The organism is Micromonospora sp. NBC_01796 (genome assembly GCF_035917455.1).
Lineage (GTDB): Bacteria > Actinomycetota > Actinomycetes > Mycobacteriales > Micromonosporaceae > Micromonospora_G.
Genome location: NZ_CP109078.1, coordinates 4,290,880 through 4,306,446, shown reverse-complemented (window position 1 = coordinate 4,306,446; position 15,567 = coordinate 4,290,880). Strand labels below are relative to the sequence as shown.

Here is a 15,567-nt window from a genome sequence, read left to right as displayed (position 1 = left end):
GCACAATACTGGCCGTCGCCCGGAAAATTCCTCCCCCGGCCTGCTCGTCCCATCCCGGACATCCCGCCCCGCCGTCGGTCGCGATCAGACCGGACGGCTAGCCTGGGTCGCCATGGAGAGGAAGCAACCGCCCGGGTCGCCGGCCGGGTCCGCCCCCGAGCGCACCGCCGCTGAGCTGCGTCTGCGGCGGGCCGGCGCGATGGCGGTCTGGATCGTCGCCTTCGTGGCCGGTTGGCTGCTGATCGGGTTGCCCACCGACCCGCTCTACGCCTTCTTCTGGCTCTGGGCGGCGACCGTCGCCTGGGGCATCCACCTGCCGTGGCGGCAGCACCTGGTCTTCGCCCGGGACTGGCTGCCGGTGGTGATCCTGCTCGCGATCTACAACGTCTCCCGGGGCTTCGCCGACGACTACTTCGACCCGCACGTCACCGAGCTGATCCACGCCGACGAGTGGATGTTCGGGTGGGCGACCGGGGGCGTGGTCCCGACGATCTGGTTGCAGGAGCATCTCTTCCACCCCGACGTCCGCTGGTACGACGTCCTCGCGAGCTTCGTCTACTTCTCCCACTTCGTCGCCGCGCTGGCCGCCGCGGTCGTGCTCTGGTTGAAGTCCCGCCCGCGCTGGGCCGCCTTCATGCGCCGCTGGTTCGCGCTCAGCCTGGCCGGCCTGATCACGTACTTCGTCTATCCGGCGGCTCCGCCGTGGTGGGCCTCGGTGGAGGGCTTCCTCCCGGTCGAGGTGGCCCGGATCTCGAACCGGGGTTGGCAGGAGTTCGGCCTGCACGGTGCCGGCAACACGCTCAACGTGCTCCAGCTCGCCTCGAACCCGGTGGCCGCGATGCCGTCGCTGCACACCGCGTTCGCGCTCTTTGTCGTGCTCTTCTTCCTGCCGTCGGTGAAGCGCCGATGGTGGCCGCTGCTGCTGGCGTATCCCCTGGCGATGACCTTCACCCTGGTCTACACCGGCGAGCACTACGTGATCGACGTGCTGGTCGGCTGGGCCTACGTGGTGGGTGTGTTCCTGCTGGTCGGCGCGGGTGAACGCTGGTGGGCCGCGCGCCGGGCACGGCTGGCCGGCCCCGGCCCCGACCCGGGCGGCCCCCATCCGCCGATCGGCCCGAGCACCGGTCCCGCCGGTCCGTCCGGCCCACCGACCGCTCCCGGCGGTCCGGACGAGCCACCCGCCGGCCCCGTCGCCCCGACCGGACCGGACCGGTCGGCCGGGGCGACCGACACCGGTGCGACCGACCCGGCCGGGACACCCCGGCCGAGGCAGGCACCCGAGCAGGACGGCGCACGGGTCGGCACGGGCAACCAGACGACGGAAGCCGGCCAGCGTTCCCGCTGACCGGCTCCGCCACACCACCTGGTCGGGCTACTGCCCGGCGTCGACCACGTCGCCGAGCCCGGTCGCCGCGATCTCGTCCCGGATCATCGCCGCGTCGCCCTCCACCACCAGGGTCAGGCCGTCCGGGTGCAGGTGGGTCGCGGCCGCCGCAGACACCTCCGCCTCGGTCGAGGCCAACAACCGGGTACGCAACGTCGCGTGGTAGTCGTCCGGCAGCCCGTACAGGACCAGGGTGCCGAGGGCGCCGACGATCGCCCGAGGCGACTGGAGTTCCACCGAGAGCTGACCGGCCCGCCAGGACCGGGCGACCGCCAACTCCGGCTCGGTCACGCCCTCGATCGCGGTACGGCTGATCTCACCGATCGCGTCCACCAGGGCGGGCGCGGTCACCGCCGTCTGTACGTTTCCGGCGACGACGAACCGGCCGAACCGCCGGGACAGGCCGAAGTCGGCGCGGATGCCGTAGGTGTAGCCGCGTACCTCCCGCAGGAGGTGGTTCAGCCGGGAGGTGAACGCCCCGCCGAGCACGGTGCCGACCAGGGTCATCGACACGTAGTCGGGGTGCGCGCGGTGGGGTCCGGGGTGCCCGATGCGCAGCGTCGACTGCACCGAACCGGGCCGGTCCACCACGATGATCCGCCGCTGGTCGCGTACGGCGACGTCGAGCGGCGCCTCGACCGGGGCCGGGGCACCGGAGGCACCGGCGAAGGCCGCCCCGCCGAGCGCGTCGAGATCGAGTTTGTCCAGGTCACCGGCGACGAGCAGGGTGCCGGGCCGGAGCAGCCGGTCGGCGTGGAACGCGGTCACGTCGTCGATGCCGATCGCGGCCACCGAGTCCGGGTCGCCGTCCATCGGCCGCCCGTGCCGCTGGTCGGCCCCGAACAGGTCGGCCCGCAGCGCCGCGTCGGCCCGGGGGCCGGGGTTGGCCCAGTACATCCGCAGGGCGGTGACCTCGTCGTCGCGTACCCGGGTGATGTCGGCGGGGTCGAGCCTGGGCGTCCGGACGGCCTCGGCCATCAGTTGCACCGCGGCCAGCAGCCGGCGCGCCGGCACCTGGACCCCGACCTGGAACGCGTCCCAGTCGCTGCCGATGCTCAGCTCGGTACCGAGCCCCTCCAGGGCCAGCGCGTACGCGGACGAGTCCCGCTGGGCGGTCCCCTCTTCGAGGGCCTTGGCCAGCACCCCGCCGAGCCCCTCGCGGCCGAGCGGCTCCCGGCCGGCGCCCGCGTCGAGCAGCAGCGTGGCGGCGGCCAGGTTGTGGCCGGGCAGGTGGGCGGCGACCACGTCACCGCCGGCCACCGTCCGCCGGACCACCTGCGGGAACCGGTACGGGCGCGGCTCGCCCGTCTCCGGACGGTCAGCGATGAGCGTCATGCCTTCTCCTCCGGCAGGTAGGTCAGGGTCACCCGGTCGGCCGGACGCAGCACCTCGGCGGCCACCTCGGCCAGTTGGTCGGCACCGACCCCGAGCCAGCCCGGCAGCCGGTCGGCCGCACGGGCCGGGTCACCGAACTGGAGCGCGTACCGGCCGAGGGTGTCGGCCCGGCCGTCGACCGTCGACAGCGAACGCCACCAGGCGGTGGTCAGCAGGGCGCGGGCCCGGTCCAGTTCGGCCCCGGTCACCCCGCCGTCGGCGAGCTCGTCCACCACCTCGGTCAGCCCGGCGGTCAGCTCGTCGGCGGAGACTCCGGGGCGGGCGGTGGCGGTGATGATCAGCGGGGCGGGAGCGTGCGCCAGGTCGACCCCGTACGAGCCGATGTTGTCCGGCTGGGCGAGCCGGGCCCCGTCGGCGAGCCGCTGGTAGAGCCGGCTGCCCCGGCCGTGGCCGAGCAGGTAGCCGAGGACCGTCACCGCGTCGTACTCCGGGGTGCCGAACGGGTACGTGCGGTGGGCCAGGAAGACCCGCGGCGCCGGTACGTCGGCGTACACCGTCTCCCGTGCCGGTACGCCGGTCGACGGCACCACCAGCCCGTCCGGTGCGGACGGGATGTCGGCCCGTGGCTTCAGCCCGCCGAAGAACCGCTCGGCCAGTGCGAAGACCTCGCCGGCCGAGGTGTCGCCGACGACGGTGAGGACCGCGTTGTTCGGCGCGTAGTAGGTGGTGTGGAAGTTCTGGAAGGTGGTCAGGTCGGCCGCGTTCAGGTCGTCCATCGACCCGATCGTCGAGTGGTGGTACGGGTGCCCCGGCGGGTAGAGCAGCGGCAGCAGACGCAGCCACGCGTCGCCGTACGGGACGTTCTCGTACCGCTGGCGCCGCTCGTTCTTCACCACCTCGCGCTGGTTGTCCAGCGTCTCCTGGGTCAGTGCCGGCACCAGGCCGCCCATCCGGTCGGCCTCCAGCCAGAGCACCAGGGCCAGGTGCTCGGCCGGCACCGTGTTGAAGTAGTTGGTCCGGTCCGGGTTGGTGGTCGCGTTGAGCGACCCGCCGGAGCCCTGGATGAGCTTCATGTGTTCGGTCTTGGCCACGTTGACCGAGCCCTCGAACATCAGGTGTTCGAAGAGGTGGGCGAAGCCGGTCTGGCCCTCGGGTTCGTGTCGCGACCCGACGTCGTACCAGAGGTTGACCGCCACCACGGGGGCGGTGCGGTCCTCGCTGACAACCACACGCAGGCCGTTGTCCAGCCGGGTGGTCTCGATCGGCCAGGGGTAACCGGTCTCGGGCATGGGCACGACGCTATCCGATCCGGACGCCGCCACGGCACAGGTGGTCGAGCGAACTGCCGGATCATCGGCGCGCGGTGTCGTGGCGCGCTGCCGGTCGGGGCGATCGCGATCCCCTTCGGGGGATCCTGGCCGCGTCGGCCACCACCGGTCGGCCCGGCCGATCTACTGGTCACGGATGCCTGCTGCCCGTCGTACCCGAAGGTCCGGTCGTACCCGAAGGTGGTGTCGAATGTCCCCGCGACAAGTCCGCACGCGCACGCCCCGGCAGGTCCGGCTGATCAGGATCGGGACGATGCTGGTCGCCGGTGTGGCCGCCGGAGTGCTGGTCGCCGCGTTGGCGTTCCCCGGGCTGGCGTTCACCGGGCTGGCGGCGAAGGCCGGGGTGGAGGCGTTCGAGACCCTTCCGGTCGAGTTGCGGGTGAGCGAGGCGCCGCAGGCGACCCGGGTGTTCGCCGCCGACGGCCGTACCCCGCTGGCCGTCTTCTTCGACGAGAACCGCCAGGACGTGGCGCTCGACGACATCGCCCCGGCGATGCGCGACGCGATCATCGCGGCCGAGGACCACGGGTTCTACCGGCACCGGGGCTTCGACGTGCGGGGCTTCCTGCGGGCCCTGGTCGCCAACAGTGTCGGCGGCCGGCAGGGCGCGTCGACACTGACCATGCAACTGGTACGGATGACCGCCACCTACTCGGCGTCGGATCCGCGGTCGGTCGTCGCGGCCAGCGAGGACACCAAGGCGCGCAAGCTGCGGGAGATGCGCCTGGCGTCGCTGTTGGAGGTGCACCTGAGCAAGGACGAGATCCTCCGGCGCTATCTGAACCTGGCCCCGTTCGGGAACGGCACCTACGGCGTCTCGGCCGCCGCCCGGTTCTACTTCGGCAAGCGGCCCCGCGAGTTGACCGTGCCGGAGGCCGCGATGCTGGCCGGGCTGGTCAAGTCGCCGAACTTCTACAACGCCCTGGACACCGCCGGGCGGGGTGCGGCCGAGACGCTGAACCGGCGCAACTGGGTGATCGGGCAGATGGTCGAGACCTCGGCGATCAACGAGGCGGACGCGACCGCCGCGCGGGCGGTCCCGCTGGCGGTGCAGGGGCGGGTGGCGGCGAACGGGTGCTCGGTCACCGGCAAGCAGGACTGGGGTTTCTTCTGCGACTACTTCTACCGGTGGTGGCTGGAGCAGGAGACGTTCGGGAGCACCGAGTACGACCGGGAGCGGCGGTTGAAGGGCGGCGGGTACCGGATCGTCAGCACCCTGGACGCGCCCACCCAGGCGGCGGCGCACCGCAACGTCGAGCGGGAACTGCCGACCGGGGCGTCCCAGGCGCTGATGCTGGCCGCGGTCGAGCCCGGCACCGGGCGGGTACGGGCCCTGGCCGCCAACCGTGACTTCGCCCTGGACGACCCGGCGAAGCCGGTCAACGGTCCCGCCACCGATCCGGCGAAAGCGGCGGCCGGGGTCAGGGGCACCTACCCGCGTACGACCAATCCGCTGCTCACCGGGGGCGCCGACGTCACCGGGTACCAGGCCGGGTCCACCTTCAAGATCTTCACCGTGGTGGCCGCCCTGGAACGGGGCATCCCACTGTCCCACCCGATCGACGCGGCGCAGCGGTACGAGTCGTCGTACACCGTCGAGCCGGGCAGTCCGGCGGCCTGTCCGGGTACGCAGCGGTACTGCCCGACGAACTACGACGAGAGCATCGCCGGCCGGCACGACATGTGGACCGCGTTCGGCTCCTCGGTCAACACCTACTTCGTGCCGCTGATCGAACGGGTCGGTGCGGCGAACACGGTGGACGTGGCCCGGCGGCTCGGGATCGGGTTCCGGGCACGCAGCGACGCGGCGCTGGCGGACGACCCGAAGTCGGCCGACCGGTGGGGCGCCTTCACCCTGGGCGTGTCGGCGACCACCCCGCTGGACCTGGCGAACGCGTACGCGACCCTGGCGGCCGGGGGCCGGTACTGCGTACCCACTCCGGTGCAGGAGATCCGGGACCGGACCGGTGGTCAGCTCGACGCGGTGGCGCCGCGCTGCCGGCGCGCGGTCAAGCCTGAGGTGGCGTACGCGGCGATCGACGCCGCCCGGTGCCCGGTCGGTGACACGTCGACCGCGAACCGGTGCCGGGAGGCGACCGCGGGCGATGCCCGCCGGCTCGTCGGGCACCCGATGGCCGGCAAGACCGGCACCACGGACGACCGGCGTACGGCCTCGGTGGTGGAGACGACCACCTCGCTCACCGTCGCCGGCATCCTCGCCGATCCGGACTTGCCGGGAGGCACCACCGGGATGCCGCGTGAGGTGGTGAGCCCGGCGGTTTCGCAGACCCTGGCCGACGCGATGGAGGGCAGGCCGGAGCGCGAGTTCCCGAAGGCGACGGCGACCCTGATGGGACTGCCCGAGCTGCCCCTGCCGAAGCTGAGGTGCCTTCCGGCGCAACAGGCGACCGAGCGGCTGCGGGCGGCCGGCTTCCGGGTGGCGGTGTATCCGAAGCGGGTCGACTCGGACTGCCCGGAGGGTGTGGTCGCCGAGACCGATCCCGGCACCCGTGCGGTCACCGGTGCCGTGGTGACCCTGCGGCTGAGCAACGGGCGGTTCGCGCCGACCACGGGTGTGCCCGTACCCGACTGACCGATCCTCCGTCCCTCGCCGACCACGCCTGGGGAGGCCGCCCACGATGCCGCCCACGACACCGTCGTGGGCGGCACGGGTGGATGAACAGGCTGATAAGGGACGGGGTACGGCAAAAAATACGCCGCCCACGGCTGGTGCCATGGGCGGCGCGGGTGTCGGTGTGCAGGTCGCCTCTCGGCGAGTGGCACGACGCGGCTCCAGCCGAACGGTATTCCGCGAGGGCAGTTAGGTGAGGCCCGGGGACACTGGTCACACCGACAGTCATCACAACGAGCCGACCCCGTCCGGGATTCCACCCACCGCTGTGGCTCATGTCACTGCGCCACCAGCACGTCCCGCCGCCCGCCACCGGCGTGTTTGACCCACCTCGGGCGGGGTAGCTGGGCTTGCGTGACCGACGATCCGCTCCGCCCCGCGCTCGACGACCTGCTCGACGACCTCTACGACGGCCAGGAACGCCTCACCCAGGGCGAGATCCACCGTCGCGCGATAGCCGCCGACCTCCCCGCCGAGCTGCTGACCCGGATCACCGCCATGCCCGAGGGCGAGTACGCCAACGACGAAGCCGCCGACCTCCTGGGCGCCACCCCCACCTGACCCGCCCGCGATCTAGGGCAAATACGTGTGCTCAGAGATCAGTCCACACGTATTTGCCCTAGATCGCGGGCGGCGGGGTGGGCGGCGGGGCGGGGTGCGGGCCGCCGTTGGCGGTCTGTTGGGCGGTGGCGTACGCGAGCTGGAGGAAGTCGGAGGCGGCGACGGCGGTGAGGGCGGTCGCGACCAGGCGGGTTAGGCGAGGGGCGAGGACCAGCCCGCCGGTCAGTCCGGTGGCCACCCAGACCGCCAGGCAGAACGGACAGCTCAGCAGCTCACCGAGGGCGTGCCGGGTGCTGCTGCCCTGGTCGCGTACCTGCTCCATCACCTCGCCGCTGCCGATCGGGTGGTCGTAGCTGGTGAACGGGGCGCGCAGCGGGCTGGTGATGGCGTCCTTGGTCAGCAGCCGGCTGAGCTTGTGGGTGGCGATGGCGAGCAGGACGACGTCCTTGGTCGACGGGGCGTCCGGCACCGGGGTACGGGTGGCCCGTACCACCCCGGTCAGCCCGGCGGTGACCCCCGCGTACGCGCCGAGCGCCACCAGGTAACCGCCGAGCGGGCGGTGCTCGTGCGGCGCGTACGCCCGGCGCAACCGCGCCACCCTGTCCCGAACAGTCATTACCGGCTCCCTCGATCCTTCGCGTGCAAGCTTTCGGCGCGGTGCAGCTTCGGGTGCCGGTCAGCCGGCGGTCAGGTTGTCGGCCACCTCGCGGGCCAGGTTGGTCAGCGACTCGTCGGCGAGCCGGTCGAGTCCCTGGTCCGGCGGGTCGGCCTCCAGCTCCAGCCGTACGCTGGCCCCGCCGGCATCGGTGGGTCGGACCTGGAGCCGGGCCGACCAGGCCGGCGAGCCGCTGGTCCGCCAGTGGGCCCCGAGCGCCTCGGTGACCCCGGCGGGGGTGCCGCCGTCGCGGCGCAGCGGTGCCGGCAGCCAGGCGTCCGCCCGGTCCGGGTCGGTCGCGGTGTTGAAGACCACCTCGGGTGGCGCGGACATCCCACGCTCCGCGTGGGCCGCCACGTCAGTCGCCGTTCCGGAGCCGGGCCGGGTCGACCTCGCGGCCGGGATGCCGGCTGAGGTACTCGGTCTCCAGCTCGGCGGTACGGCGCAGATGGTTCGCGAGTGCCGTGTCGGCGGCGTGCCGGAGCGTGTCCAGCCGGGTCCGGTGCAGGCTGTGCAGCTCCCGGATCAGGTCCTCGTCACCGAGTTCGGCCGGGTCGATACCGAGGTCGACGGTGTCGACGACAAAGTCGGCGGGGACCGTCGCCCGGTGGGCGGCGTGGTCGCCGTCCCACTCCCCGACCCGTTGCTCGGGACTGTCGTCCGGGGATCCGGGCACCCCGAACTGGGCACCACGTGCTGAATCGGTCATTATCGCCCCCGGTTGCTCGACTGGGTTGGCGACTGGACGGTTGCCCATCCCGGTGACACCCCAAACCACACGCGGGTGAGCGCGAACTACGACGCCTCGTCGGAGAAGCCGCTCGGCCGCCGGTACGCTCTAGAGCCATGAGACGGTTGTGGACACCGGCGTGGATAGGCCGCCACGTGCTCACCATCGCGCTCGTGGCCGGGTTCATGGCGCTCGGCTGGTGGCAGATCAGCCGGGCGGCGGCGGGCAACACGCTGAGCTGGGCGTACGCGGTCGAGTGGCCGATCTTCGCCGGTTTCGTGATCTTCCTGTGGATCCGCGAGGCCCGGCACACCCTGCGCGGCGGGGACCCGGCCGCGCCGACCCCGCCGGCACCGCCGAAAGCCGGCACCCCCGGCGTACGGCGACCGGTCCGGTCTGCCCGTACCGCCCGGGTGCTGGTGCCGGCACAGGAGAGCGATCCCGAACTGAGCGAGTACAACCACTACCTGTCGTGGTTGAACGCGAATCCGGGCGCCCGGCCCGGCGACTACCCCGGCCCCGGCCGGTAGGAAGGAACGGAACGAAGTGGGCGCAGCCCTGACCCGATACCGTGTGATCGCCTACGTCGTAGGTGTCGTACTGATCCTGCTGGTCATCGTGGGGATGCCGTTGAAGTACGGCTGGGACGAGCCGGTGGTGGTCGAGACGATCGGTCCCGCGCACGGTTTCCTGTACATGATCTACCTGGTGGCCGCGTTCGACGTGACCCGCCGGGCGAAGTGGCCGCTCGGCCAGATGCTCCTGGTGATGCTCGCCGGCACCGTCCCGTTCGTGTCGTTCTACGCCGAACGCGTGGTGCGCCGCCGGATCGCCGCCCAGGTACGGGAGGAGCAGCCGCAGCCGCAGACCGTCGCCGGCTGACCCCCGGGTCGATCACGACCGCGGGCGCCCCTCCCGTACGGCGGTGTGGAACCGCCCGCCGTCCCGGCCGACCGGTCCGTGATCATGGACCGGTGGGGCCGGTGTCGACGTCGGGGCGTGACGTTCCACGTCGATCCAATGTCGCACGGTGGAACCGGCCGCAGAAGGCGGCGATCCTGAGTGAAGCGTGAGCGCGTACGTGAATCCACCCGGTCGACGGGTCACGGACCCGCCCCGACCGATGCCCGGTACGCCGCCTCGGTGGCCGTGTGGTTGGTCAGCGGTGGTTGAACTCGTTCGCGCGGACGGTGTCGACGAACGCCTGCCAGGCGGTCGCGGGGAAGACGACGTAGCGGTCCGGGTCGGTGGAGTTGCGGACCGCCATTCCGGCCGTGACCTCGGATACCTCTACGCATTTCTGCGATTCGCATCGAGTGCTCTTCCGCCACGTACCCGTGACGGGACCCGGCTGCGACATGCGTCCTCCTTGCGACCCGTTACCTTGCACGGCGGGTGCCGCGCCGAGGAGACGATACCGGTCGACCACCAAGGCGGATAGCCCGGATTTGCGTACATTATGGTGTTTCACCTGTTCGCTATACCGACGGCTACCGGCCGGTTGCGGGCCGCTGCAAAGCTCTGGTATTCGTTTGCGCGCCCGGTGTAGCCTGCTCGATAGCCCGCCCATCTGGTAGGTAGCGGATAGCCAGGTGGCATCCTGACGACACCGGCACGGCGACCCCTCGCCCAGCCGCCGGTCTGCCGTTGACGGAGAGAGTCTGATGACCACGGCATTTGGCCCGACGGTGGGCAGGCGCAGGCTCCGCTCGGCGATCCGCCGGGCCCGTGAGGCTTCCGGGCTCACCCAGGAGCAGGTGGCCGTCGCGATGGACTGGTCGCTCTCCAAGCTGATCCGGATCGAGTCCGGGTACGTCTCCATCTCCACCAACGACGTCAAGGCCCTGCTGCACCACTACCAGGTGACCGACCCGGCGCAGGTGGCGAAACTGGTGGACCTGGCCCGGGTGGCCCGGCAGCGCACCTGGTGGTCGCAGTACCGGGACAGCGTGCCGCCGGCCTACTACGCCTACATCGGACTCGAGGCGGAGGCGTCCCGGCTCTGCTTCTACCAGTCGGTCGGCATGCCCGGGCTGCTCCAGACCGAGGCGTTCGCCCAGGCCGTGGTGCAGTCCGTGATCCCGAACTTCAACGACGCGGCGGAGGCCCAGGCGTCGGTGGCACTACGGCTGCGCCGGCAGCGGGAGGTCCTCGACCGACCCGACCCGCCGACCATCGACGTGGTGCTCGACGAGGCGACCCTGCACCGGCAGACCGGTGGCCGCGAGGTGATCCGCGAACAGTTGCTCAACCTGGTACGCCTCGCCCGGGTGGAACACATCACGATCCAGGTGTTGCCGTTCACCTCCACCATCTACACCCCGCTCGGCCAGTTCGTGATCGTCTGCTTCGCCGGCTCGGAGGAGACCGACGCGGTCTACCTGGAGAGCACCGGACTGGAGGACGTACTCGACCATCCGGAGTCGGTCACCTCGCACCTGATGACGTTCGAGGGACTGCAACGGGCGGCGATGAGCCCGGCGGAGTCCCTCGAACGGATCGCGGCCATCGCCCGCGACCTCTCCTGACCGGCACGGCGAGGCAGGAAACGGCAGTCGCCGGGTCCACACCGGTCAGCGGGCCGGCGGTTCCCAGGGCTGCGAAGAGGTGACCACCGGCTCGGCGACGCCACCGAAGCGGGCCACCTCCTGGGCCCGGCGCAGGGCCCGGGTGAGCTGGCCGAACTGGCGCTCCTGGTCGCTGCTGAACAACAGGATCATCTCCCCCCGGTACCGCCCCCACAGTTCGTGGGTCGGCGGGCGCAGCCGGTGGCCGAGGAAGGCGAGCACCACCGGGAGGAACGCGGCGGCGCCGAGGGCCAGGTAGGTGGCGGCGGTCAGCCGGTAGAACTCGCCGGTGTAGCCGAACGCGATGCCGATCGCGACCAGCACACCACCGGTCACGACCACGGCCCGTACGGTGAGCGGGTCGTGCGGCCCCCGGGCGGTCTTGAGCTGGGTCAGTTCGGTGACCGGAAACCGGCGCCCCGCCACGGTGAACGATTCACTCGTGACCTGTACGCCGGGCTGCCGGTAGAACTCGATCGGCGCCGGCCGGTCAGCCTGTTTTCCGGTGACGGATTGTGTACCTGTTCGGCGCGCGGAGTCGCGAGTAGGATGCATGACAGCCTCCAACGGCTCGTGAGGCGGGCTGGTGTGGGGGATCTGTAAAGATCGGCACTTGGTGGCAGCCAGGTGCCGATCATCGTTTTGCAACGATGCCGTTGCCGGAATTCGATTCCGGCCCTGCAATCATTGTGCGAAGGACGTGCCAGCAGTGGGAAGGGCTATTTCAGCCACCTGGCAGATTTCCAGGCGGCAGCTAGCTCCCTGGACAGATTTATGTCCTTCTTTGTGATGCTTTAGCCCACACCCACGCGCTACCCCATTTGCCAACACCGGCCAAAGGGGCACTCGGCGAGTCCGGGTACGGGACCCACCCGGTATGTCACCAAGCGACTCCGACTCGCCACGCCGGGTGATCACGACATTCCACTTATCCGTTGCCCTTGCCGCAGAACGCTCGGCCCCCACTGTTGCCGGCCCCGGACCTGCGACTAGGTTGGTTTTCGCTGGTCCGGTGGTCAGTCATCCCCCTGGGTGATGCCGGCCCGGCACCGCCGAACCGCACCGGCCGGACCCGACCACGCAGTGACACTCCGCAGTCGCGGTCCGCAGTCGCTCCACAGCGGACATTGCCGTTTCCCGGTGGTGCCCGCAGCGGTCACCACCGCTGTCCGTGGCGCGGCACACCGGCTCGACCCGGTCCGACAGGACCGGTGGATCGGGAGATCCGATCGGCGATGAGAAAGGAAGGGGCTCCGCACTCTTGCCATCCGCGCGGATCCTGTTGCGCTCGCTCGTCCTGGCGGGTCTGTCGGTCGGGCTGATCGCACCGACAACGATCGCCCAGGCGGAACCATCCGCCGCCGAGCTCACGCAGCAGATCAACAAAGCTTCGACCGAGCTGGAAAAGATCGTCGAGTCGTACAACAAACTCAACGAGCAGATCAAGAGCACCAAGGCCGCGACCGCCGATCTGAGCACAAAACTCGCACCGCTGGAGCAGCAGGCCACGCAGAGCCGCGCCGACGTGGCGGCACTCGCCACGAAGGCGTACAAGGCGGGCGGTCTGCGTACGGCGGACGCGTTGCTCGGCGACAACGCCGCGGACAGCCTGGTCGACCGGCTCGGCACCCTCGACTACCTGGCCCGCGACCGGGACCAGCAGCTCGCCGGCCTGACCGCCACGCAGAAGCAGTACGTCGACCAGAAGGCCAAGCTCGACGGCGTCCTGGCCAAGCAGACCGCACAGGCCAAGGAACTGGACGCCGGCAAGAAGAAGATCGAGGCCGACATCAAGAAACTCTCCGACCTGCGCCGCAAGGTGTACGGCTCGGCGACCTCGACCGGCACCAAGTACACCGGCAAGATCCCGGCGGTCTCCGGCAAGGCCGGGGTGGCGGTGACGTACGCGTACAACGCGATCGGCAAACCGTACGTCTGGGCGGCCGAAGGGCCGAACGGTTACGACTGCTCCGGGCTGACCCTGGCCGCGTGGAAGGCGGCCGGCAAGTCCCTGCCCCACAACGCGGAGATGCAGTGGGGCCAGGTGGCGCACATCAGCCGAAGCTCACTGCAAGCCGGTGATCTGGTCTTCTACAGCGGCCTGGGGCACGTCGCGCTCTACGTCGGCGGCAACCAGGTGATCCACGCGCCGAGCTTCGGCGACAGCGTGAAACTCGCCAGCGTGGACATGATGAAACCCTACGGTTACGGGCGGGTCCGCTAACCTGCCCGGGTGACCACGCCCGAGAGTCCCGACACGCTGGCGGGTACGGCGATCGAACGCCTGACGCCGTACCTGCCGGCGATCGGCACCACCGGGGCGGTGGAGCCGGGTGGGGACACCGCCGCCCGATCGCTCCACGACCTTCTCGCCGCCCGGCTGCGGGCCATGGGCGAAGCGGAGGCGCTGGCCGAGTTCGTCCGGCAACCCCGCAACAACTCCCTCGTACGCCGGCTGCTCACCACCGCCGTCCACGACGACCCGGCGTACGCGGCCGAGCTGGCCGGCGCCGTCGCGGCGCTCCCGCCCGACGGGCCGGAAACCACCCCCGCCGCCACCCGCAACGACTCCCCGGATCGCCCCGCGCCCGTCGGCGGACGACGGTTGTCCCGGCGTACGCTGCTCGTCGCCCTGGCGGTGCTGACCGTCGCGGTGGTGGTGGTCTGCCTGGTGGCCCGGAACATCCTCGGTGACCTCGACGACAGCGGCGGACTCACCACCCAGTCCTCCTGCGCCGACTTCCGCCAGGCGCCGAGAGAGGACCGGAGCCGGGCACTGCGGGCGATCGCCCTGGCCCGGGGTCTACCCGAGCTGGACACCCCGCTGGCCCTGACCGCCGTCACCCAGGCCTGCGCCGCCGAACCGGACAGCCGGCTCGGCGACGTGGTGGCGCGGCTCGGCAACTGAAAACGTCGGCACCCGATCGCCGGAAAACGGTGATGGCCGGTGTTCCCGGAACTCCGGGAAAACCGGCCATCTTCGCCGTTGTGTTTGTCCTGGCAGGCGATCAGGCGGCCTGCAGGCCCTCCGCACGGGCCAGCTCACGCAGCCGGCCCAGCGCCTGGATCTCGAGCTGGCGGATCCGCTCCCGGGAGAGCGAGAAACGCGACGCGACCTCGGTGAGCGAGTGCTCGCGCCCGTCCTCGAGGCCGTAGCGGGCCCGCATGATGCCGGCCGAACGGTCGTCGAGGTGGTTGAGCAGGCCCTCGATCCGCTGCCGCTCCAGTGCGGTCAGCACGATCTCCTCGGGCGACGGCGCGTCGCTGTCCGCGACCAGGTCACCGAGATTGGTGTCGCCGTCGTCGCCGACCGGGGTGTCCAACGACACCGTGTCCTGCGACCAGCGAACCAGCTCGTGGACCCGTTCCACGGTCACGCCCAGGGACGCCGCGATCTGCTCGGGCTCCGGGTCGGCACCCAACTCGCGGGTGAGCTGGCGTGCCACGTTGCGCATCCGGTTGACGTCCTCGACCAGGTGCACCGGCAGCCGTACGGTCCGCTCCTGCTGGGCTATCGCCCGGCTGATCGCCTGACGGATCCACCAGGTGGCGTACGTCGAGAACTTGTAGCCCCGCTCGTAGTCGAACTTCTCCACCGCCCGAACCAGGCCGGTGTTGCCCTCCTGGATCAGGTCGAGCATCGGCATCCCGGAACGTACGTAACGACGGGCGATCGAAACCACCAGTCGCAGGTTCGCCCGGATGAACAGATCCTTCGCCCGATCCCCCTCGACCACCAGGCGCTCCAGCTCCTCGCGACCGACGCCCACCGGAACCCGGCCCTCTTCGAGCAGGTGCTCCGCATAGAGGCCCGCCTCGATCGACTTCGAGAGGTCGACCTCCTTGGCGGCGTCGAGCAGCGGTGTGCGGGAGATCTCGTGCAGGTAGACGCCAACCAGGTCACGCTCCTCGGCGACCTCGTCGGTACGCATAACGATGCTCTTCTCCACGTCGCTCACGGTCCCCTCGTCTACCCCGGTTGCCCGGTTACCTGCCATCCCCACGTTCATCAGCCCTCCCCCGTAACCCCTGCTGTGCCCTGTGGCGCTGACACCTACACAACAGTTGAGACGCGTTGGGGATTCCATCCCGTGGGTCGAAAGTGTCACGAATGCCTGAGTAGTTGCTGTGAGCACGATCGACGTTTGCTGTCAGGAGGCCTCTTCAGCTGCCGCGAAGCCCGTTTCCGTACTGGTTATCGGATCGGTTGCGCAGTCTTCGGCCGGATAAATAGCAACACCACGACACAACGACGTGCAGCGATCCGCATCACCACCGACCTGCGATCCTCGTCACTCCGACAACACGCACCAGGACCCTGAACGGTTCACCACGGCTGAGGATTACCCCCGTACCTGGTGAACAATCCGGC

16 protein-coding genes are annotated in these 15,567 nt (G+C 70.7%); 8 read left to right on the top strand and 8 right to left on the bottom strand.

The genetic code is table 11. The annotated features are described in order from the left end of the window. Positions 1-112: 112 nt before the first annotated feature. The gene (locus tag OIE47_RS19815; RefSeq protein WP_442791969.1) at positions 113-1,348 is read left to right on the top strand and encodes a phosphatase PAP2 family protein; all 1,236 of its coding nucleotides are present in this window, start codon (positions 113-115) and stop codon (positions 1,346-1,348) included. A 27-nt stretch (positions 1,349-1,375) separates the two neighbouring features. On the opposite strand, the gene OIE47_RS19810 is transcribed toward OIE47_RS19815, so the two are convergent. Together OIE47_RS19810 and OIE47_RS19805 are read right to left on the bottom strand one after the other, a co-directional pair. Continuing rightward, positions 1,376-2,722 (bottom strand): M16 family metallopeptidase, encoded by a 1,347-nt coding sequence (locus OIE47_RS19810; RefSeq protein WP_326556039.1) that lies wholly within the window; start codon positions 2,720-2,722, stop codon positions 1,376-1,378. Further along, positions 2,719-4,011: a M16 family metallopeptidase gene (locus tag OIE47_RS19805; RefSeq protein WP_326556038.1), complete on the bottom strand. Its 1,293-nt coding sequence runs from the start codon at positions 4,009-4,011 to the stop codon at positions 2,719-2,721. Before OIE47_RS19805 ends, OIE47_RS19810 begins: the two co-directional genes overlap by 4 nt. 229 nt (positions 4,012-4,240) lie before the next feature. Between OIE47_RS19805 and OIE47_RS19800 the strand changes: the two genes are divergently transcribed. Next, positions 4,241-6,643, top strand: a complete 2,403-nt coding sequence (locus OIE47_RS19800; RefSeq protein WP_326556037.1) for a penicillin-binding protein — start codon at positions 4,241-4,243, stop codon at positions 6,641-6,643. Between the two features lie 393 nt (positions 6,644-7,036). Then, positions 7,037-7,243 (top strand): hypothetical protein, encoded by a 207-nt coding sequence (locus OIE47_RS19795; RefSeq protein WP_326556036.1) that lies wholly within the window; start codon positions 7,037-7,039, stop codon positions 7,241-7,243. Between the two features lie 58 nt (positions 7,244-7,301). Here OIE47_RS19795 and OIE47_RS19790 read toward each other — a convergent pair whose 3' ends face one another. The 3 genes from OIE47_RS19790 to OIE47_RS19780 are packed head-to-tail and all read right to left on the bottom strand — an operon-like array spanning position 7,302 to position 8,610. Next, positions 7,302-7,859 carry a DUF1360 domain-containing protein gene (locus OIE47_RS19790; protein WP_326556035.1) on the bottom strand — a complete coding sequence of 186 codons (558 nt, stop codon included), beginning with the start codon at positions 7,857-7,859 and terminating at the stop codon, positions 7,302-7,304. 60 nt (positions 7,860-7,919) lie between these two features. Further along, positions 7,920-8,231: a hypothetical protein gene (locus OIE47_RS19785; protein WP_326556034.1), complete on the bottom strand. Its 312-nt coding sequence runs from the start codon at positions 8,229-8,231 to the stop codon at positions 7,920-7,922. Between the two features lie 25 nt (positions 8,232-8,256). Continuing rightward, complete coding sequence (locus OIE47_RS19780; protein WP_442792172.1) at positions 8,257-8,610, bottom strand: DUF6158 family protein; 354 nt, start codon at positions 8,608-8,610, stop codon at positions 8,257-8,259. Positions 8,611-8,744: 134 nt separating this feature from the next. Here OIE47_RS19780 and OIE47_RS19775 point away from each other — a divergent pair, with 134 nt between their 5' ends. After that, positions 8,745-9,158 carry a hypothetical protein gene (locus tag OIE47_RS19775; protein ID WP_326556032.1) on the top strand — a complete coding sequence of 138 codons (414 nt, stop codon included), beginning with the start codon at positions 8,745-8,747 and terminating at the stop codon, positions 9,156-9,158. 16 nt (positions 9,159-9,174) lie between these two features. Next, complete coding sequence (locus tag OIE47_RS19770) at positions 9,175-9,510, top strand: DUF3817 domain-containing protein (RefSeq protein ID WP_326556031.1); 336 nt, start codon at positions 9,175-9,177, stop codon at positions 9,508-9,510. A 277-nt stretch (positions 9,511-9,787) separates the two neighbouring features. Here the strand turns inward: OIE47_RS19770 and OIE47_RS19765 are convergent, their stop codons facing one another. After that, on the bottom strand, positions 9,788-9,988 hold the full coding sequence (locus OIE47_RS19765; RefSeq protein WP_326556030.1) for a DUF397 domain-containing protein: 201 nt from the start codon (positions 9,986-9,988) through the stop codon (positions 9,788-9,790). 304 nt (positions 9,989-10,292) lie between these two features. Between OIE47_RS19765 and OIE47_RS19760 the strand changes: the two genes are divergently transcribed. Continuing rightward, positions 10,293-11,156 carry a helix-turn-helix domain-containing protein gene (locus OIE47_RS19760; RefSeq protein ID WP_326556029.1) on the top strand — a complete coding sequence of 288 codons (864 nt, stop codon included), beginning with the start codon at positions 10,293-10,295 and terminating at the stop codon, positions 11,154-11,156. A gap of 45 nt (positions 11,157-11,201) precedes the next feature. On the opposite strand, the gene OIE47_RS19755 is transcribed toward OIE47_RS19760, so the two are convergent. Then, on the bottom strand, positions 11,202-11,750 hold the full coding sequence (locus tag OIE47_RS19755) for a DUF6232 family protein (RefSeq protein WP_326556028.1): 549 nt from the start codon (positions 11,748-11,750) through the stop codon (positions 11,202-11,204). Between the two features lie 706 nt (positions 11,751-12,456). Here OIE47_RS19755 and OIE47_RS19750 point away from each other — a divergent pair. Together OIE47_RS19750 and OIE47_RS19745 are read left to right on the top strand one after the other, a co-directional pair. After that, positions 12,457-13,419 (top strand): C40 family peptidase, encoded by a 963-nt coding sequence (locus OIE47_RS19750; protein WP_326556027.1) that lies wholly within the window; start codon positions 12,457-12,459, stop codon positions 13,417-13,419. A gap of 9 nt (positions 13,420-13,428) precedes the next feature. Continuing rightward, positions 13,429-14,103 carry a hypothetical protein gene (locus tag OIE47_RS19745; protein ID WP_326556026.1) on the top strand — a complete coding sequence of 225 codons (675 nt, stop codon included), beginning with the start codon at positions 13,429-13,431 and terminating at the stop codon, positions 14,101-14,103. Between the two features lie 100 nt (positions 14,104-14,203). Here OIE47_RS19745 and OIE47_RS19740 read toward each other — a convergent pair whose 3' ends face one another. Continuing rightward, positions 14,204-15,193, bottom strand: coding sequence for a sigma-70 family RNA polymerase sigma factor (locus OIE47_RS19740; RefSeq protein ID WP_326563164.1), 990 nt, complete (start codon positions 15,191-15,193; stop codon positions 14,204-14,206). Between the last annotated feature and the right edge of the window lie 374 nt (positions 15,194-15,567).